This is a genomic window from Sulfurospirillum oryzae (assembly GCF_025770725.1).
In the GTDB taxonomy this organism is placed as follows: domain Bacteria; phylum Campylobacterota; class Campylobacteria; order Campylobacterales; family Sulfurospirillaceae; genus Sulfurospirillum; species Sulfurospirillum oryzae.
This window is the reverse complement of record NZ_JANZKZ010000002.1, coordinates 630,530-650,471: the sequence shown is the minus strand read 5'-3', so window position 1 is coordinate 650,471 and position 19,942 is coordinate 630,530. Positions and strand designations below refer to the sequence as shown.

At 37.7% G+C, this 19,942-nt stretch carries 18 protein-coding genes; 11 read left to right on the top strand and 7 right to left on the bottom strand.

The annotated features are described in order from the left end of the window. Genes N0B29_RS07730 through N0B29_RS07720 form a run of 3 tightly spaced genes read left to right on the top strand, consistent with a single transcriptional unit; the run spans position 1 to position 2,731 of the window. Positions 1 to 1,035: an XdhC family aldehyde oxidoreductase maturation factor gene (locus N0B29_RS07730; protein ID WP_263833126.1), complete on the top strand. Its 1,035-nt coding sequence runs from the start codon at positions 1 to 3 to the stop codon at positions 1,033 to 1,035. Between the two features lie 3 nt (positions 1,036 to 1,038). Next, the gene (locus N0B29_RS07725) at positions 1,039 to 2,145 is read left to right on the top strand and encodes a DVU_1551 family NTP transferase (protein ID WP_263833125.1); all 1,107 of its coding nucleotides are present in this window, start codon (positions 1,039 to 1,041) and stop codon (positions 2,143 to 2,145) included. Next, positions 2,138 to 2,731: a histidine phosphatase family protein gene (locus tag N0B29_RS07720; protein WP_263833124.1), complete on the top strand. Its 594-nt coding sequence runs from the start codon at positions 2,138 to 2,140 to the stop codon at positions 2,729 to 2,731. Before N0B29_RS07725 ends, N0B29_RS07720 begins: the two co-directional genes overlap by 8 nt. Positions 2,732 to 2,771: 40 nt before the next feature. Here the strand turns inward: N0B29_RS07720 and N0B29_RS07715 are convergent, their stop codons facing one another. The 4 genes from N0B29_RS07715 to N0B29_RS07700 all read right to left on the bottom strand — a co-directional run bounded on the left by N0B29_RS07715 (position 2,772) and on the right by N0B29_RS07700 (position 6,437). After that, positions 2,772 to 3,848: a CNNM domain-containing protein gene (locus N0B29_RS07715; protein ID WP_263833123.1), complete on the bottom strand. Its 1,077-nt coding sequence runs from the start codon at positions 3,846 to 3,848 to the stop codon at positions 2,772 to 2,774. Between the two features lie 112 nt (positions 3,849 to 3,960). Further along, positions 3,961 to 4,326, bottom strand: coding sequence for a methionine-R-sulfoxide reductase (locus tag N0B29_RS07710; RefSeq protein WP_263833122.1), 366 nt, complete (start codon positions 4,324 to 4,326; stop codon positions 3,961 to 3,963). Positions 4,327 to 4,446: 120 nt separating this feature from the next. Further along, positions 4,447 to 5,109, bottom strand: coding sequence for a potassium channel family protein (locus N0B29_RS07705; RefSeq protein WP_263833121.1), 663 nt, complete (start codon positions 5,107 to 5,109; stop codon positions 4,447 to 4,449). Continuing rightward, a complete protein-coding gene (locus N0B29_RS07700) occupies positions 5,106 to 6,437 on the bottom strand; it encodes a TrkH family potassium uptake protein (protein WP_263833120.1) in 1,332 nt (443 codons plus the stop codon). The genes N0B29_RS07705 and N0B29_RS07700 overlap by 4 nt, the downstream gene beginning before the upstream one ends. 172 nt (positions 6,438 to 6,609) lie before the next feature. Between N0B29_RS07700 and N0B29_RS07695 the strand changes: the two genes are divergently transcribed. From N0B29_RS07695 to N0B29_RS07660, 8 genes are all read left to right on the top strand, one after another. Then, complete coding sequence (locus N0B29_RS07695) at positions 6,610 to 8,649, top strand: TonB-dependent receptor (RefSeq protein ID WP_263833119.1); 2,040 nt, start codon at positions 6,610 to 6,612, stop codon at positions 8,647 to 8,649. Further along, positions 8,649 to 9,209, top strand: a complete 561-nt coding sequence (locus N0B29_RS07690; RefSeq protein ID WP_263833118.1) for a hypothetical protein — start codon at positions 8,649 to 8,651, stop codon at positions 9,207 to 9,209. Before N0B29_RS07695 ends, N0B29_RS07690 begins: the two co-directional genes overlap by 1 nt. 59 nt (positions 9,210 to 9,268) lie before the next feature. Next, entirely contained in the window at positions 9,269 to 11,161 is a 1,893-nt protein-coding gene (locus N0B29_RS07685; RefSeq protein WP_263833117.1) for an AMP-dependent synthetase/ligase, read from the top strand. 10 nt (positions 11,162 to 11,171) lie between these two features. After that, entirely contained in the window at positions 11,172 to 12,566 is a 1,395-nt protein-coding gene (locus tag N0B29_RS07680; RefSeq protein WP_263833116.1) for an MBL fold metallo-hydrolase RNA specificity domain-containing protein, read from the top strand. Positions 12,567 to 12,684: 118 nt separating this feature from the next. Further along, on the top strand, positions 12,685 to 15,585 hold the full coding sequence (locus N0B29_RS07675) for a response regulator (protein ID WP_263833115.1): 2,901 nt from the start codon (positions 12,685 to 12,687) through the stop codon (positions 15,583 to 15,585). Position 15,586: 1 nt separating this feature from the next. Next, entirely contained in the window at positions 15,587 to 16,606 is a 1,020-nt protein-coding gene (locus N0B29_RS07670; protein ID WP_263833114.1) for an HD domain-containing phosphohydrolase, read from the top strand. Continuing rightward, positions 16,603 to 17,289, top strand: a complete 687-nt coding sequence (locus tag N0B29_RS07665) for a substrate-binding periplasmic protein (RefSeq protein WP_263833113.1) — start codon at positions 16,603 to 16,605, stop codon at positions 17,287 to 17,289. The genes N0B29_RS07670 and N0B29_RS07665 overlap by 4 nt, the downstream gene beginning before the upstream one ends. A 72-nt stretch (positions 17,290 to 17,361) precedes the next feature. After that, positions 17,362 to 17,643, top strand: coding sequence for a flagellar basal body rod C-terminal domain-containing protein (locus N0B29_RS07660; RefSeq protein WP_263833112.1), 282 nt, complete (start codon positions 17,362 to 17,364; stop codon positions 17,641 to 17,643). A gap of 22 nt (positions 17,644 to 17,665) precedes the next feature. On the opposite strand, the gene queA is transcribed toward N0B29_RS07660, so the two are convergent. From queA to tatB, 3 genes are read right to left on the bottom strand one after another with little or no spacing between them, the layout of a single operon-like run. Next, on the bottom strand, positions 17,666 to 18,685 hold the full coding sequence (gene queA, locus N0B29_RS07655) for a tRNA preQ1(34) S-adenosylmethionine ribosyltransferase-isomerase QueA (RefSeq protein WP_263833342.1): 1,020 nt from the start codon (positions 18,683 to 18,685) through the stop codon (positions 17,666 to 17,668). Between the two features lie 3 nt (positions 18,686 to 18,688). Beyond that, positions 18,689 to 19,453 (bottom strand): twin-arginine translocase subunit TatC, encoded by a 765-nt coding sequence (gene tatC / locus N0B29_RS07650; protein WP_263833111.1) that lies wholly within the window; start codon positions 19,451 to 19,453, stop codon positions 18,689 to 18,691. Further along, complete coding sequence (tatB, locus tag N0B29_RS07645; RefSeq protein ID WP_263833110.1) at positions 19,453 to 19,881, bottom strand: Sec-independent protein translocase protein TatB; 429 nt, start codon at positions 19,879 to 19,881, stop codon at positions 19,453 to 19,455. The genes tatC and tatB overlap by 1 nt, the downstream gene beginning before the upstream one ends. Positions 19,882 to 19,942: the final 61 nt, after the last annotated feature.

Genomic DNA, 19,942 nt, shown 5'->3' with positions numbered 1-19,942 from the left:
ATGAAAACCATCATTGAGCATATTGTGGAGAGCTTAAATGAACAACACGAAGTGGTTACGGCAACTATTTTAGAAAAAAGTGGTTCAGCGCCTAGAGAAGCTGGGGCTAAGATGATGATTCGCAAAAATGGATCAATTGAGGGAACGATAGGCGGAGGCACACTCGAAGCGATGGCGATTCAATTAGCGCCTGAGGTATTTAAAACAAAACAGGGTTCCATTGAAGATATTGAACTCACCGATGATGATGCAAGAGCGGCTGGTATGGTGTGTGGTGGCGAAGTGAGTGTTCTTTTAGAGTACCTTGATGCTTTGGATATTCACCAACTCAATGTTTATCATAAAGCAAAAGAGCTTAAAGCCTCTGGTGCTGATTTTGTGATGATTACGAATATTTCACAGCCAAATAAACGTGCTTTTGGCAAAAACAAATGGATATGCACAGAAACGGATCTGTTTGGTGAAGAAGATAAAGAGGTTCAAAAGATTGCGGATTCGCTTAGAGAAAATTTCTATCGTGTCAAATTTCATCTTTTTGTTGGGAAAAGCAAGTATATGATTGAGCCTTTTTACAATACCGATCGGCTTTATATTGTAGGGGCAGGGCATATTTCTCAGCAAATTGCCGCACTGACGAAACCACTTGGTTTCTACACAGTTGTTTTAGACGACAGGGACGCTTTTGCTAACAAAGAGCGCTTTCCTACAGCGGATGAAATTCATGTGGTTCCCTCTTCGTATGAAGGGTTGATTAAAGATGTGGGAATCGCTAAAAATAGCTACATTGTCATTGTTACCAGAGGTGTAGACAAAATCGTTTTAGAGCAAACGCTTCATGCGAAGGCGAAATATATCGGTATGATTGGGAGTAAAACTAAAAAAAATTATGTTTACAACCAACTCTTGCAAGAGGGATATGCTCAAAATAAGCTAGATGAGGTGTGCTGTCCTGTGGGGGTTCCCATCAATGCTCAAACGCCTGAAGAGATCGCTATTAGCATTGTAGCGGAGCTTATCAGAGTTAAAAGAAGTTAGGAAATGACAAAGAGCAACATCGCCGTTCTTATCATTGCTGCTGGGTATTCTTCCCGAATGCACGACTTTAAACCTCTTTTGCCATTGGGTCAAACCAGTGCGCTAAAACGTCTGATTCAGACCTATAAAGCGCACGGGATAACGCATATCTATGTGGTCGTTGGGCACAGGCAAGATGAGATAAGAGAAGCTTTAAAAGATGATGATGTTTCTATTGTTTATAACGAGGATTATGACAAAGGTATGTTTAGCTCTATTCAAAAAGGGCTGAGTGTCATCGATGAAACGCTGAGTGCCTTTTATATGCAACCTGTGGACATCCCACTCATAAAAGTTGGGAGCCTTGAACGTTTGTATGAGGCGTATGCGTGTGAAGGCAAAGGGGTGATTTACCCGACGTTTTTGGGGCGAAAAGGGCATCCGCCATTGATCGACATGAAATATAAAGAGCTGATTCTTGCAAGCAGTGGTGAGGGTGGGCTTAAACGTGTTTTGGAAGCGTTTAAAGATGATGCTTTACATGTAAACGTGTGCGAACAATCGGTTTTAATGGATATGGATACACCCGAGGATTATAAAGCGCTAAAAGCGTATGACTCGTTTGGTGCGCCAACCAAAGAGGAGTGTTTAGCGATCATGCACCAAGATGAGGTGCCTGAGCACATTATCAAGCATTGTAAAGCAGTAGAATCTATGGCAATGAGTCTTTATGATTACATTGCTTCTTTTAACCTTTGTATCAATAAAAATAGTTTAAGTGCGGCGGCATTGTTACATGACATTGCACGACAAGAGAGAAATCATGCATTTGTTGGTGCGCAAAAACTTCGTGAAATGGGCTATGAGAATATCGCTCATATCATTGAAACACACATGGATATTGAGGTTGATGCGAAAGATCCTTTAAACGCCAATGAACTGCTTTTTTTAGCCGACAAGCTGGTCAGTGAAGATGAGGTGTGCGGTTATGAAAAGCGTTTTGAAAAGGCATTTAACAAATGCGAAGGAAATCTCGAAGCACAGCGCAACATTACCAAACGTTTAAATGCTGTAAAAGCGATTATTGCAAAGATAAATAACATTACATGTAAGGATTTCCCGTATGGTTGAAAAAGTCTATCTGCTTCGTCATGGATACATTGATAATGGAAACGAAAAAAGGTATTTGGGTCGAACAGATGTACCACTGGATGCGCTAGGAATGGAGCAAGCTGAAGCATTACGCGATTATTTTAAAGCGATTCCCTTTAACGCTATCTTTACGAGTCCTCTTAAGCGTTGTTTACAAACGGCTGAAGTTTTGTGCAATGATCAAGATATCACGTATCAAGTTGTTGAGGCATTGTGTGAGATTGATATGGGGGATTGGGAAAATGTCTTGATGTCTGATATCAAATTAAACTATCCTAAACTGTATGCTCAAAGAGGCGAAAATTTGGAGTACTTTACACCACCTAATGGCGAGAGTTTTCATGATATGGCAGTGCGCGCAAGAAGAGCTTTTGATGAAATCATTCATAGTACAACGGGTACGATTATTATTGTGGCACATGCAGGCGTTAACCGAATGATTTTATCGCATCTTTTTGGCGTTGAGATCAATGATATGTTTAGCATCATCCAACCCTATGCGTGTGTCAATGAATTAACGTGGGATCAACAAAGTATGCAGTGGCGGTATCGAAAAGTTTTGTAAAGAGGCTTTACATGTAAAACCTCTTTACTTTTTAACGTATTTAATTCACTTTCGCTTTTTCGATCTTTTTACGTTCTACTTTCATGCGGTCTTGGAACTTTTTACTGCGATCTTTGGCAAAGACTTGCATGTCTTCGACTTCGTCCATCTCATCAACGATTTCAACGCCCAAAAGCGTCTCGATGGCATCTTCAAGTGTCACAACACCCGCCGTTTGTCCGTAGCTGTCAAAGACTATGAAAAGGTGTGTTTTGCGTTTGACAAACTGGTCGATCAAGTTTGGAACAGGCAAGTTTTCCGAGACCATGTGTACTTCATGCGCGATGTCTTCAAGCGTGATTTTATCATGATCTTCAACGCTCTCTTCAAGAATTCGTTGGTTAAAAACAATGCCCACGACATCATCCAATGTCTCACCAAAAACAGGGATACGCGAGTGGATGTACATACGATCATCTTCGATAGCTTCTTCAATGGTTGTAGATGAGGGCAATGCAAACACAACACTTCTTGGTGTCATAATATCTTTGGCTTTAATATTTTTAAGTTTTAAAAGATTTTCGATCAAATCACTCTCTTTACTCAAAATAGAACCATCTTTTTCACCCATCGCGACAACGGCCATGATCTCATCGCGTGAAAAGTTTGGATGCTTTTTCTTGTTTTTTGAAATGTAATTGGTCAAGAGTGATGAAACCCATACAAAAGGGTAGGTGAGTGTCACAAGAAAAGAGATCGTATAACCTGATGGAATGAGGAGTTTTTTCCAGTACAAAGCACCAATAGTTTTAGGGATGATTTCTGCGATATATAAAATAAGCAACGTAACGACGAATGCCACAGCGGTTTGCCATTCATTTCCAAAAAGCACTTGCGCTTGCGCACCTACTCCTGCAGCACCCATAGTATGAGCAAAGGTGTTGAATGTCAAGATAGAAGAGATCGGTACGTCTATGTTAGATTTGAGCTCTTTGAGCATAGAAATAGCGGTTTCATTATTTTCTTTTGGGAGTGTTTCAATATAAGAGTCGGTGCTTGAGAGCAAAACAGCCTCTAAAATGGAACAGAGAAACGAGACAAATAAAACGAGAGAAAGATAGACAAGAAGTAGAGTCATGATAGACTGCCTAGAGTAAGATGTAAGCTACAACTACGCGAGTCTGGTTCACTTGGGGACATTTAGAATTCCTTTAAAATATTTTGTGCCGTATTATAGCATAAACAAAAAACTACTCAGATTCTGGTACAAATAAAAGAGATATGGAATTGACACAGTGGCGGGTATTTTTAGGCGTCAAACCCTCGCCTTCAAAAACATGTCCAAGATGCGCTCCACAGGTATTACAGAGTATTTCAGTGCGTCTTCCATCACGGTCAGTTTCACGCTTTATTGCATCTTCTATTTCATCATCAAAGCTAGGCCAGCCACAGTGCGAATCAAACTTGCTATTTGAACGATAAAGGGGCGCAAAGCAACGTTTACAGTGGTAAGTGCCATGAGCATAAAAAGTGTTATATTGCCCAGAAAAAGGCATTTCCGTACCTTTGTGAAGGATGACATATTCTTCTTCTGGCGTTAGAGGATTGAATTTCATAAACACTCCTTTTTAGGATGATGAAAAATTGTGCAAGAGGGTGCTGGGAAATGGAGAAAAACCTCTTTACATGTAAAGGTTATAACAACACTTTGTTAAAAGAGGCTTTACATGTAAAGATTAACTTTCAGATTTGGTAAGGTTTCTCAGCTTCTCAATAAAGGCTTTTTTACCGATAAAAGCGAGCATATCATTTTCACGAATTTTATAAGTTTTTTCAACATCAAATATCCAATTGTCTCTGGTTTTGCAGGCAATGAGATGAATCTCGTTTTCAAACATGCTTTCAATATCTTTAACCATTTTATCAACGAGCGATTTTGTCACGGAAAATTTAGCAATTTTTATGGTGCTGCTAAAGTCGACTTGGTCTATCACAACATTCCCAACAAGATTTTCAACCAGCTTTTTGGCTGATTCACGCTCTGGATAAATAACTTTAAAAGCTCCAAGTCTTGCTAAAATCTCGCCATGCGTCAGGGTAATAGCTTTAGCAATAATGGTTTTATTGTCCAGCTCTTTGAGCGCCATTAGTGTTAAAATACTCGCTTCAATGTTCTCACCAATGCTGATGATAACCGTATCAAGCCCTACAACACCCGCTTCTTGAAGGGCTTTTATATCGGTACTGTCCAAAATAATAGCATCTTCAATGTACTCACTAATGACTTGAATTTTATGCGGATCATTGTCGATGGCGATGATGTCCATACCTTGCTCAGCAAGCCCTTTGGCAATGTGAAAGCCAAATTTTCCAAGGCCTATAACGGCGTAAGTTTTCATAGTAAAATCCTTCCTTCAGGGTACTGTATATGTTTAATTTTCTCTCTTCCCATAATCAAAAATCCAAAAGCAAAAATACCCATACGTCCGATGAGCATGAGTGCAATGATGATGGATTTTCCAAAAGTGCTAAATTTGTCTGAAAGACTAAGTACATCACCATTTCCAACCGAAACACCAACGGTACAAAAGGCGGAGACGACCTCAAAAAGCGTTTGCATAAACTTGGTGTGTTGAGTCTCGGTGAGTATAACCGTTGCCATGATGGTAATAAACGAAGCAACAAGGATAATGGCAGAAGAACGGTTAATGACTTCGGGTGAAATGGTACGCTTAAAAGCATTAGGTTGCTGGTTGCTGATCTTGATAGTATGGATCGTTGCAATGATAAGCACTGCAACAGTGGTGATTTTAATACCGCCAGCGGTACTTCCAGCCCCTCCACCTGTCATCATGTAAATAGTGGAACAAAAAAGTGAAGCATCACTAAGTTGTGAAAGATCTAAGCTATTAAAACCAGAAGTTCTAAAGTTGACGGAGAGAAAAAAGCTGTTAAGGAGACTATGGTAGAGCGACATATTGCCAAAAATACCTTTGTTATCCCATTCTATCGCTAAGAAAAGAAACGTTCCTGAAACAATGAGAATGAGTGTACCAACAAGCGTGATTTTGGTATGGGCAGAGAGCATAAAGCGTTTATGGGTAGCTTTTGCATGAAGTTCAACCAGTACCAAATAGCCAATACCTCCCAAAATAATAAGAAATCCAACTGTCACTAAAACAGTAAAGTCGGTTTGATAGCCTATAAGATTGTCTCTGAAGGTTGAAAAACCAGCGTTGTTAAAAGCGGCTACGGAGTGAAAGATGCCTTGCCAGATCGCTTTGTGCAGTGGCATGTGTGTCGCAAAACGAAGTGTCAAAATAAAAGCGCCTAAAGATTCGATAATGAGTGTAAAGAGAAAGACTTTTTGAAGAAAATTTTGAATGTCAAGGTTGGTAGAGTAGTTTAGAGACTCTTTTGCCATGTTCTTTTCATGGATATTGAGATTTTTTTTCATAAACAAGAAGAAGAGGGTGACGATACTCATGTACCCAACACCACCAACTTGCATTAAGATCAAAATGACAAATTGCCCGAAAAATGTAAAATCCTCAGGAGTGATTTTGACCACAAGTCCTGTTACACATGTTGCTGAAGTGGAGGTAAAAAGTGCATCGATAAACATCAATTTCCCCACATGGGCAAAAGGAAGCATCAATAAAATAGCGCCTATAAAAACAACCGTAAGATAACTAAAAAAGATAATCCGTAAGGTCTTTTGATTCATTCTATTCCTTCTCCGTAATCAGGCTTATTACGAATCTTTTCTCCATTTTGCTAGGCTATTGTATCAAATTTTTAACGGTTACATGTAAAGATAAATGGGTATTTGAGGTGAAAATCTATCTAAATAGTTGTTTTTTAGATAAAATAATTTTCCCAAATTTTAAGGAGAATAAATGAAAAATCTGAAAGGATTTAGAGGAAAGTATTTTAGCCTAGCAGCTATACTTGCTTTAAATGCTACGATTGCACTTGCAAGTGAAGGGCAAAGTGTCGTAGATAATGAAAAGCAACTGTATACGCCAAAAGCTGAAGCATCCTCTGAAACAACAGAAGTACTCGAAGAGAGCAGTGCGCCTGTTGTGGTGATCTCAAAGAAGATCAAGGTTAGTGAAGTTGGTGCGCCATTTGCATCTGAAGTCTATAACAAAAAAGAGATTGAGCAATCTCACTCCAAAGATATCTACGAATTTTTAAACACCCAAACTTCTGTTACTGCTATGCCAAGTTACGGTAATCCTTTTACACAAGCTATTGATATGCGAGGCTACGGCTTAGGTTATGGCTATCAAAACACTGTTGTAACTGTTAATGGAAGACGTTTAAACACCATTGATCAAGTTCCGCAACTGCTTTCATCGATTCCAATTGATAGCATTGAAAAAATAGAAATCATTAAAGGTACGGGTTCTGTTGAGTATGGTGACGGCGCTAATGCAGGTGCCATTAACATTATCACCAAAGATTACGAGGGTGCAGTTGTTAAAAGCTATGTGGGTGATAATGGTCTCTGGTTTGGTTCTTTAGGTGTAGGTGTTAAAGAGGAAAAATTTTCTATTTCAGGTTATATTGATGATTATAGCCATAATGGTTTTAAACAAGTATCAAATGATGGTACGAAAGATGAGAGCTGGAACCGTAATAAGTCTATTAAAGCAACCGTAACTCCGATTGAAGATTTGAGCTTCAATCTTGGTAAAACATTTTCTAAAATGAATGTGAATTATTCAAATTCATTATCGTATGCTGAATATAAAAATGATGAGTTAGATAAAATTAAAGGTTATTCTAACCAGTATTATAGATCAGACGTTCTTAATGCAGGAACGAATTATAAAATAAATCAAAAATTATCTTTTGATGCACAACTCTTTGATGAAGATAAAGTGTCCAAATATACTTCAGGAGGGTATCGTTCAAGCTACGATTATGATTATAAAAGCTTTGATACTAAATTACTTTACAACGATACTTCAGTAAAAGCGTTAATTGGTGTTCAAGGATTTAATGGTGAGCGTGATAGTGGAAATAATGAAACAACGAAAGAGAACTTGGGAGTATATGTCAAAGCAGATTATCTCTTGGATAGCCATACGTTTTCCTCAGGATATAGGGATGAAAAAGTAAAATATACCTATAAAAGTTCAACGCAAAATCTTGAATCTGATACATCACTTCAAGCGTACGATCTTGGGTATAACTACAAAATCAATTCTAAAACTTCGGTATTTACCAATTTTAATCACTCATTTCAAGCACCTGATATTGATAGGTTTTTTAATCCTGTCTATGATGCGTTTTGGAATATCATAGGAACTCAGTTTAATGGTTTTATAAAACCAATGCAAGCAGATACAATTAATATAGGTTTTAATTATATCAGTTATCCTCATACCCTTAAAGGCACTCTTTATTATACATGGGTAGATGATGAAATTTATTATAATAGTCTCAGTGGATACAATACCAATTTGAAAGAAACAGAAAAAAAAGGTTTTGAACTTTCAGAGCGGTATCAAATTTTTTCAAACCTTTTTACAATTCTTAATTACACCTATGTTGATACAAAAATTGTTGATGATGGTAGTGGTGGCTTGTATAATGGTAGAAAAATCCCGGGTGTTTCACCGCATACGGCTAAAATTGCCTTAGGGTACAACCCTATAAAGCCTGTAACATTACTTCTTTCGCAAACGTATAAATCAAGAGCGTATGCTATAGATGATTTTGATGGAAGCTATGGCAAAATGGAAAGTTATCATGTCACGGACATATCAGCAACCTATACATATAAAAACTATGAATTTTTCGCAAAAGTGAATAATCTTTTTGATGAAAAAAATGCAATGTTTGTTGATTTTGGCGGAGCAACACCAAGTGTTTATCCCATTAATTATGAGCGAACCTATATGGTTGGTTTCAACGCGAGGTTTTAATGAGTATAGTCCTACGCCCCTACCTTTGGTATAAACTGTTCAATTCCCTCTTTTTTGGGCTCGCGGTGGGAAGTATTTTTGTGCTTTATACACCGCTTGAGCCTTCTATTTTCTCATTAGGAGGAATTGGGCTTGCCATAGGTTTACTTTTAGTGGCGAAAGGTTACGAGAAGATGATGAATCTTCTCGTTTTTTACCGCATTACACTTTTAGTGGAATTACTGACACTGTTTATCATAGTGAGTTTTCTTATTTTTAAATATGACTATAGCAGTGTGCTTTTTATTTATATTTCGTATCAAGTTACCTTTGTTTTTGGAAATTATCTTATGCGGGTGGAAACGCTTGCACTTAAACGTACTTCTTTACTCTCTTTTGCGGATGTCATTAAACAAAAGGGCTATCTTGCGGGGATGATACTCTCCTATCTTTTTTATAAAATCATTGAATTTTTTGGTATTGTTGATAAAGAAATGCAAGTTTATTATTTGCATGGTCTTCTTTTGCTAGTTCAAATCGTAATTATTTTCTTTGTTTTCAAAGCATTTCGTTCACGTTAAGCCTCTCTTTCAGGAATAAAGATTACAATAAACGTAATTTGAAATGTTAAGGATTGTGCTTGCATCGTGAAGAAAACACGTTGTTTCATATGTTTATCAAGACGTATGAACAGCATAAAGAAAATAAAGCCTTTATCTATAAGGTAGCAGATAAAGAATTTGAAGTTACGTATGAAAAATTATTTGAGGATGTTTTAGTTCTTTCTCGCGCTTTTAAAGCTAAAAAGATCGAGAAAGGCTCTAAAGTTATGTTTTTGTGTGACAACCGCTATGAGTGGATGGTCACCGATCTAGCACTGATCTCTTTGGGGGCTATTAGTATTCCAAGAGGCTGCGATACGCCTACGCAAGAGCTTGAGTTTATTCTCACTCATTCGGGTGCCGAATTTCTCATTGTTGAAGATGAACACATCTATATTAGACATGAAATGATGCTCAATCATTTAAAACTCAAAGCTATTTTTATTTTGGAAGCACCTAAAGTACACTCTTTGTTAAGCAATATCTACTCGTACAAAGATATTTTAAAAGACAAAATGATTCATGATAATGAGATCGAAGCCTTTAGAGTAGGTAAAGATTTTTTAGATGAAGAAGACATTGTCACGATCATTTACACTTCTGGAACAACAGGGACACCTAAAGGTGTGCCTTTAAGCCATAGAAACATTATGTACAATGTACGTGAACTTCCTCCTTTAATTGCTTTACAAAGTAGTGATGTTTGGGTTTCCATTCTCCCTTCATGGCATATTTTTGAGCGTGCAGCTGAGTATGTAGCCCTTTCTAAAGGGTGTTGTACAGTTTATTCAACCATTAAAACATTTGCCAATGATTTAGAGCATTATAAGCCAACTATCGTCGCTACTGTTCCAAGACTTTGGGAGTCTATGTATACGAAGATTAACACGGCATTAGAAAAAAAAGATCCTAAAAAAGCCAAACTTTTTAACAAATTGGTTGCTATTTCTGCTGCTTATAATCATGCTGACCGTGTTTTAAAAGATGAACTTCCTTGTTTTGAAAAACGCTCATTTCTTTTTACATGTAAAGATAAAACAGTTGCATTTTTTAAACGCTTACTGCTTGCACCACTCAATGCTATTGCTAAGAAAAAACTTTCTCTTGTGCAGGAAAAATTTGGGGGAAGATTGCGTCTTGCCGTAAGTGGTGGTGGCGCTTTACCTGATTTTTTAGATACATGGATTGATGCTATTGGGATTCGTATTGTTAACGCTTATGGTATGACGGAGTGCGCACCGACTATTGCGGGACGTGCTTTGCAATGCAATACGTTTGCAACATTGGGACTACCCGTGAAAGACACAACGCTAAAAATCGTTAACAAAGCGGGCGATCAGTTAGGTGCAGGTGAGATTGGTGAGATTTGGGTTAAAGGTGAGCAAGTAATGCACGGTTACTACCGCAATCCTGAAGAAAATGCCAAAAGTTTTAGTGAAGATGGTTTCTTTAAAACGGGAGATCTTGCAAAGCTGACCATTAAGGGTGAGCTTGTTATTACAGGGCGTTCCAAAGAGATTATCGTACTTGCTAGTGGCGAAAACGTTGACCCTAGTCGTATTGAATCTACTATATCAATGTTGCCATTTATCACAGATGCTATTCTTGTTGGGCACACAAAAAAAGGGTTGGGTGCGCTCATTGTTCCTGATTTTGAAAAGCTCAAAGAGTATGTAGCGGAGCACTTTAATAAAGCTGTACAAAATATCGAGCAAGTGATGGACGATAAGCAGATTGTTGCGAAAATAAAAAGTGAAATGAACGACCTCTTGCATCAAGGACAAGGGTTCAAACCGTTTGAAAAATTACAAAATATTCATTTTTTAGAGAAAGAATTTACGGTGGGCGAAGAGCTTACCAATACATTTAAAAAGAAACGACACGTGATAGAAAAAAAATACAAAGAGATTATCGACAAATTTATACATTAAAGGGGAAATTATGGCAAAAGTCACATCGTATGGCGCCGCGACAATGGTTACAGGTTCATGTCATTTATTGGAAGTTCAATCCATAAAGATTTTGATCGATTGCGGAATGATTCAAGGTGAGCACTGGCGTGACAACTATGAGCCTTTTCCTTTTGACGTAACATCTATCAATTATTTGGTTTTAACACATGCCCATATTGACCATATTGGAAGGGTTCCAAAGCTTATCAAAGAGGGATTTCAAGGCGAAATTATCTCAACCGATGCAACGCTTGACATTGCTTACATTATGCTTTTAGATAGTGCGGGATTGCTTCAAGAAGAGTATGAAACTCAACTTAGAAAAGCACTGCGTCGTGGTGAAGAGAACACTGTACAAGAACCACTCTATACCAAAGAGCATGTTGAGCAACTCTTTACCAAAAAGATGCGTCGCGTCAAGTACGATGAATTGATAAAAATTGCGCCTTATTTGAAGCTTCGTTTTCATAATGCTGGGCATATTATGGGAAGTGCTTTTATAGAAGTCAATTACGAAGAAGACACATTGCATAAAAGCGTCGTTTTTTCGGGTGACCTTGGTAGTAAAAACCGCATATTACTCAATCATCTTAGTTCCATTGAACATACAGATACTCTTTTTATTGAATCAACGTATGGCGATAGAGAACATAAAGCGTTAGATGAGAGTATTAAAGAGTTCAAAGAGGCGGTCACTCAAACGCTTGCAAATGGCGGCAATGTTGTCATTCCTTCTTTTGCATTAGAGCGAACACAAGAAATTTTATGGTTATTGCATCAGATGCACCAATCTGGAGAATTACACAATTGCCATGTCTTTTTAGATAGCCCATTAGCGATTGAAGCGACCAAAATTTACAACAAATACCCTGCGCAACTCAATCAAGCCTTGGGGTTACGTGTCAGTCTTGGTGATGATCCATTTTCATTTCCTGAGCTTCAGTATACACCTCGCAAAAAAGATTCTATGGAAATTAACGATGTCGAAAGTCGCGCTATTATTATCGCTGGAAGCGGCATGTGTAACGGTGGTAGAGTTTTACACCACCTTAAACAACGTATTTGGAACCCGAAAAATGCCATTATTTTTGTAGGCTTCCAAGTGAAAGGTACATTAGGACGTGCCATCATTGATGGTGAAGAGTTTGTTCGTATTTATGGTGAAGAGATCAAAGTACGTGCAAAACTGTATACAATCAATGGTTTTTCTGCACATGCTGATCGAGCTGATATGTTATCGTGGATTAAACAGATTAAAGGGCTCAATACGCTTTATTTGATTCACGGAGAGCTTGATAAATTGGAACTTTTTAAGGCTTATTTGAAAGAAAATATTGAAAGTAAGATTCATATTGTTAAAAAGGCGGAGACTATCTATTTATAAAATTGACAATACTGATTTGAAAATGTTATAGTTAAGCTAGCTTAAGTTCTTAAGATTTTGTTTCTTTGTAAGATATCGAGAACTTGGGTAAAAAGTCTGAGAGAAAGAGTCTTTATTCATGATTAGAGCAATGTTGTATCGCGTCTCTTTATTACAAGCATTAGCGGTGATGATTATCATCTCGCTTTTGTTACCTCTGCCTCTTTTGATGCTTACGTATGTCAATAGTACATACAAAACAAAACAAGAAGAGTTCACAACTCTCAATACCAAAAAATTCAATCTCTCATCAGCAATTTTCGTTGAGTCTTTATGGAATTTTTATCCAGAACTTGGACAAAAGATGCTTGAGCAGCTTTTACTTGATCCTAATCTGAAATTTGTTTATGTCAAAGACAGTGATGGTAAACTTTTCTTAGAATGGGAAAGCAAGGAAAAAGTTGGAAATAATGACGATACGCTTTTTTTGCAAAGAACATTAGAAAAAGATAATGTTGTTATAGGCTCTTTAGAAATGGGCTTTAAACGTCAAGATGTTGTGTCTTCGGTCGTTTCTGACATAACGCTTTTTGGCTCAATCTTTTTTTTACAAATTCTTTTTTTAGTCTTTGTTATCTCATGGATTTACTACTATAAAATTATTAAGCCAATTCGACGTTTAGTAGGACACTCCAATCTCTTAGCCCAACAAAAGCTTGATGTTCCTTTTGAATGGGACGAAAACGATGAAATAGGCACACTGGGTTTTGCTTTAGATAAAACGAGAATTAAACTCAAAGGTTTGTTCGATACTTTGAAACAAGAGAATATGCTCCTTGATGAAAAAGTAAAACAGCGTACCAAAGAACTTGAAGACGCAAGCCGTTACAAATCAGAATTTTTAGCCAATATGAGCCATGAAATTCGAACACCTATGAATGCCATTATGGGTATGTCGCATCTGATTAGTAAAACGGCAATGAACAGCACTCAAGCCAGTTATGTCAGTAAAATTAAAGAGGCATCTTCTGTTCTTCTACGTATTATCAATGATATTTTAGATTTTTCCAAAATCGAAGCAGGCAAGATGGAAGTTGAAGCTATTGCTTTTGATTTACACAAAGAGTTAAAAAAGAGTTGTTCTATTTTCTCTGTTTTGGCCAAAGAAAAAGGCATTGACTTTCAGTGTGATTTCGTGGAAACCAACCGTTTTTTCAAGGGTGATCCGTGTAAAATTATGCAAATCATCAATAATTTTTTGAGCAATGCGATTAAGTTTACCAGAGAAGGCGCTGTGATTTTAAGCGTTGTCGAAAAGGTTAATGAGGACAATACCGCAACTTTGACATTTAATGTCAAAGACAGTGGTCTTGGCATTGCAAAAGAGAAACAATCTTTACTCTTTCAAGCATTTGGTCAGCTTGATGCTTCTGTAACGCGAAAACATGGTGGTACAGGCTTGGGGCTTTACATTTGTACTCAGTTAGCGTCGATGATGCATGGACACATTACTTTAGAAAGTGAAGAGGGGAGAGGAAGTCTCTTTAGCTTTACGCTCAATTTACCAATAGCCAAAGGGCTAGATATTCAGTATGAAAACAACTCAGGGACGTATGAGCCATTACGTATTTTAGTCATAGTTGATCAGAAAAAAGTCAGTGATATGCTCTGTGATTTTATCCGATCTTTTGGCTTCTTTGTGACTGCTCAAAAAAGCAGTGATGACGTGGTTTCAAAGATTAAAAATATAGCCACACCTTATCATCTCATTATTCTTGACTATGAGCTATCCAAGGGCAGTAATGGAGTTGATTATTATGAACGGTTATTACAAAGCATCTCTTTGTCTGAATTGCCTTCTGTTCTTATGATAGCAACCAATGATGATGTGGAGATTAAAGAGCGCATTTATCGTGCAGGGATTCAGTCCTTTTTGAAAAAACCTATTAATCCTTCAATGCTTTATGACGAACTCGTCTCTTTATGTACCGTAGCTTCGCAAACACCACTTTTTGATCCTTCTAAGATCGACCTCTCTTCTAAACGTATTTTAATTGTAGAAGATAATGACATTAATCTTGAAGTAGCGACTTATTTGCTGAAAGAAACTCATGCAAAAGTCGAAATCGCACGCAATGGTTTGGAAGCTGTGGAATTAATTCAAGAGCAAGAACATCCGTATGATCTTATCTTGATGGATGTTCAAATGCCACTCATGGATGGGTATGAGGCGACACGTATCATCCGCAAAGAGCTTAATGTCTTAACTCCTATTGTAGCGATGACTGCCAATGTGATGGTTCAAGATATTGAAAAATGTATTCAATCGGGAATGGATGCGCATATTGGTAAGCCTTTTGAAGTCGAAGACTTTTATGGCACACTTTTAGAAGTTTTACATGTAAGCCTTTCGATTGCACCAAAACAACAAACCAGCACTAAAAAACGCACCAAGCAACGTTTTAGTAAAAAAGAGGCGATCAAAAAATTGGGTGGTAATGAAGCGTTATGGCAGAAACTTTTTTATAATTTTTACGATACGTATCTTCAGCTTCCTGAGCGCTTAAAAACATTCGTTGAAAAACAAGAATTAACAACATTGATTGACTACGCACACACTCTAAAAGGGTTAAGTGGTACAGTTGGTGTTTTTATTTTAGAACAAGCTTTCAATCATTTAGAGCAATTCTTAAAAGAACATAATTCCATAAAAGAAGCACCTCTTGAGCCTGTGTTAGAAGAACATCGCGCTCTTTTAGCGACTTTACGCTCAGAGTATGATCAGCTTGATCCAAAAACTTATACTGCAAATATACAATTAGCACACGATAAACAGACGTTAATAGCGTTGTTAAAAGAGCTTTCTGATGCGTTGGAGATGTCAAATGTCTCTAAAGTTACCTCTCTTTTAGAACAGCTTGCTACTTATGAATCATTACGTGAGCATGAATTGTTTAAAACACTTCTTTTGGCATGTAAAACTTTTGATTTTGATGCTGCATTGGAGAGTTTGGAGCAGTTGAGTAAGGAGATCAAATAGTATGGCTAAGATTCTGGTGATAGATGATACTCCTGAATACATTGAGATGCTTACTTCTCTTCTTGGAGAATATGAAGTTTATGCTGCAAAAGAGGGCAAAAAAGGGATCACTTTAGCAGAATCAATACAACCTGATCTCATTTTACTTGATATTAATATGCCACTTATGACAGGCTACGAAGTGTGCCGTAGACTGAAGCATAGTGATAAAACGCATCATATTCCCGTTATTTTTCTCACCGCCAATGACGGAAGTGACTTTGAAGAAATAGGATTTAATGTAGGTGCCGTTGATTTCATTTCAAAGCCCTTTCATGCGACTGTTTTAAAAGCTCGCGTTAAAACCCACGTGAGTTTGTATAAACTCCAATCAAATTTGCAACAACAAGTAGAAGATCAGACTGTTGAGATTCGCAAATTAAACCATGAAATGACCTATCTATCGGCTTCTATTGCAGAGTTGAAATCCAAAGAAACAGGTCAGCATCTCAGACGTGTTGCAGAGTTTTGCTATCTTTTTTGTAAATTTTTAGGTCAAGACGAAGCGGAATGTGAAAAGGTCAAAATGGCTGCCATTCTCCATGATATTGGCAAAGTTGGCATTAACGATGAGATACTCAATAAACCTTCAAAGCTTGATACTGCTGAATGGGAAGTGATGAAAAGCCATTCTCTTTTAGGCTATAACATGTTGATTGACTCAGAGTTTGAGTTGATGCGTTTGGCGGCAATCATTGCACTTGAGCACCATGAGCGTTGGGATGGCGAAGGGTATCCTTATGGTAAAAAGGGCGAGAATATTGCATTGGTAGGAAGAATTTGTGCTGTAGCCGATGTTTTTGACTCTTTACTTGACAAACGTGTTTACAAAGACCCTTGGGAAGAAAAAGCGGTAAGAGACTATTTTGAAATGATGTCAGGATCACAGTTTGATCCAACAATTACTGAGATTTTACTCGACAATTTTGATATGTTTATTTACACTTGGAAGTCCCTTCAACGCTCACAAGGTGAATTATGAAGCTTTTTTTGCTTTTAGCTTTTTTCTCTTTAACGCTTTATGCAGAAGTTTTTAAAGTTTATACAGAGCAAAGTCCTCCCTATAATTTTTTAGAAAATGGTAAAGTAAGAGGGCTTTCCACGCATCTTGTTGAAGAACTCTTTGCCAAATGTGGTCATCAACTTTTTGAAAATACGATTCAACTTTTGCCTTGGGCAAGAGGTTACCATGAAGTTTTACATGAAAACAATACAATGCTTTATAGCACTGTCCGCACGCCTGAGCGTGAGGCCTTTTTTCAGTGGGTTGGACCTGTTGGAAAAATGACATTAGGTATTGTTGCGAAGAAAAGTTCCCACATCAAGGTAACAACACCAGAATCGTTGCGTCATTACAAGATTGCAACGATCCCTGATACAGCTTCCGAGAAAGCACTTTTAGATTTTGGCTTAAATGTAGAGAATTTGGAGCGTTTTGCAAATCGTACATCACAGCTTAAAAAACTTAGAGAAAACCGTGTGGATGCCATTGCTTTTAGTGTTGAGGCCGCATTTTCACTCTTAAAAGAGATGGGAAGTGATGTGTCTGAATATGAAGTTGTTTATGTACTCAAAGAGAGCGATCTTTACTTCGCTTTTCATAAAGATACAAATCCTCAGATGATTCTTACTATGAATGAAGCGCTTAAAACACTTGTAAAATAGATACTTCAAACTCTTTATATTTATTTCAAGGGAACTAGAGTATAGTTCACAAATAATGAGAAAGGAGCAATCATGCAAATCAATTCAACTGCCATGATGGCTATGTCTAACTGGATGAATAACAGCGCCAATAATGTTGCGAATGTTAATACTGATAAATATAGCGCTACACAAACAACCATTACAAATCAAAATAATTCTGTTGTCGCACAAAGTAGTAAATCAGCTAATGGTACTGATTTAGCGACAGAATTTACCGATCAAATTACACTTGATAAAAGTTTTGAAGCTAATGCCACTACCATTAAAACTCAAAATGAGATGCTAGGGTCTTTATTGGATATGAAAGCTTAATAGAGTTCTGTAAGAACTCTAATTAGATAATTAACATCGCATCGCCGTAAGAGAAGAAACGATATTTCTCTTTTACGGCTTCTTCGTAGAGTTCTAGCGTTTTTTCAATCCCCACAAAAGAAGCTACTAACATAATCAACGTTGATTTTGGAAGATGAAAATTGGTCAAGAGATGGTTGACTCGAATAGGGCAATTTTGTGGATGTAAAAAGAGGTCACATTTCCCAACCGGTACTTTTGTTCGTGCAAAATATTCAACGGTCCGTGTCACGGTTGTTCCGACAGCTAGGATGTTCTTTGGGCTTTCGATGAGTTTACATGTAAGAGAAGGGATGGTGTAAATCTCAGAGTGCATGATGTGATCTTTGATGTGTTCGGCTTCCACAGGCTTAAAGGTTCCAGCCCCTACATGTAAGGTTAAAAAGTGGGTTTCATAACGCTTTTTTAACACTTCAAACATAGTGTCTGTAAAGTGCAATGAAGCCGTTGGTGCTGCAACCGCACCTTGTTCTTTGGCGAAGACTGTTTGATAGTCTACACTATCATCATCTGTATCTTCGCGTTTGATATAAGGAGGAAGAGGAATATGTCCAATTTTCTCTAAAACATCAAAAAGGGCTTTTGTGTGAAGTGGTTTTCCCTCTTGGCTAAACGCAACAATACGTGTGCCATCCTCTTTGAGCTCTCTAATCTCTGCTTCCATCTTCTCATCAAAAAAGAGCTTTGTCCCCACTTTGACACGCCCTCTGATGTAAACAGAGTAGAGGTTTTCCTGTAAGGGTGCGTTAAGAAGCACCTCGACTTCGCCGCCGCTCTCTTTTTTACCAAAAATGCGTGCTTTAACAACTTTTGTATCGTTAAGAAGCACAGCGACATCAGCGGGTAAAAAGTCAAAAAGATGTTTGAAAAGGGTGTGGGTTATAACGCCACTCTTGCGATCAAACACCAAAAGCCTCGCCTCATCCCTAGGTTCAACAGGATGTGTGGCGATAAGCTCAGGTGGGAGTGTGTAGTCGTAAGTCGATTTTAAAAGCGGGTCTATTGTCTATTCCTCACTCTTCTCTTCAGTCTCTTCTTCTGCTGTTTCATCAACTTCAGGCGGGATATACGGATTAACCGCTTTTGCTACCAGGATAGAAATACCATAAAGGATTAGAAGAGGGGCTGCCATTAAAAACTGTGAAAGAATATCAGGTGGTGTTAAAATTCCCGCCATAATAAAAATAATAACAATGGCATAGCGAAAGAACTCTTTGAGCCCTTTGTCATCGACAAGCCCAAGTTTTGCAAAGAAAAAGATAACAACAGGCATTTCAAAAGAGAGTCCAAATCCCACTAAAAACTTTGTAAAGAAGCCGACATACTCGCCGATGCTCGGGAGAGCTGTAAAAAGGGCACTACCAAAAGCAATCAAAAAGCCAAAAGCGAGTGGAACGACAATGTAATAACAAAATGCAGCTCCCATTGTAAACATCAATGTTGCAGCTGCTACAAAGGGCACAACTAATCTTTTTTCATTCTCATAAAGTCCAGGTGCTACAAAAAGCCAAAATTGCCAAAAAAGAACAGGCAGTGAGAGGATAAATCCAGCAAAAAAAGCAACCTTCATAGCGGTGAAAAAGGGCTCTTGCACGCCTGTAAAGATAACATTACTTCCTTCAGGCAAAACTGCTTTGAGTGGAGCAATCATCCAAGCAAGAATAGGTTGCCAGAATGAAAAACAGACAAGAAACATTACTAAAATAACAACGAGTGAAATTGAAAGTCTTTTACGAAGTTCTGCTAAATGGGGCTTTAACTCATCAAACATTAGGCATTTACCTCTTTTTTTATCTCTTTAGGTGTTTCGGTTTCGGTAATCAATGTTGGTTGCTGTGTGGTTGTAGGTGCAGACGTTTCAAGCGCTGCACTTTCTTTAACGCTATTTTCAAGCTCTTTTAAAGAGTCATTGACACCCTGTGTTGTTTTTTTGATCTCTTCAAGTTCATCAAACGTGATGACTTTACGCGCACTTGTCGTTGCTTCATCAAGTTTTTTTCTATAAGTAAGTGCTTCTTCTTTAAGCTCTTGGATTTTCATCTCTTGTTCAAAGGTACTTTTGACGTCATTGATGCTGGTTTTAAGTGTTTTAAAAAATTTTGCACCTTTGACCATTGCCTCAGGAAGCTTCTCTGGACCTAAAAATATAATAGCAACAATCACAATAACAAGGATTTCTCCTATACCCATACCAAACATGAAATATCCCGCCTCAGAGTTAAATTGAACTTTGGATTTTAGCTGAATTTTTATCAAATTA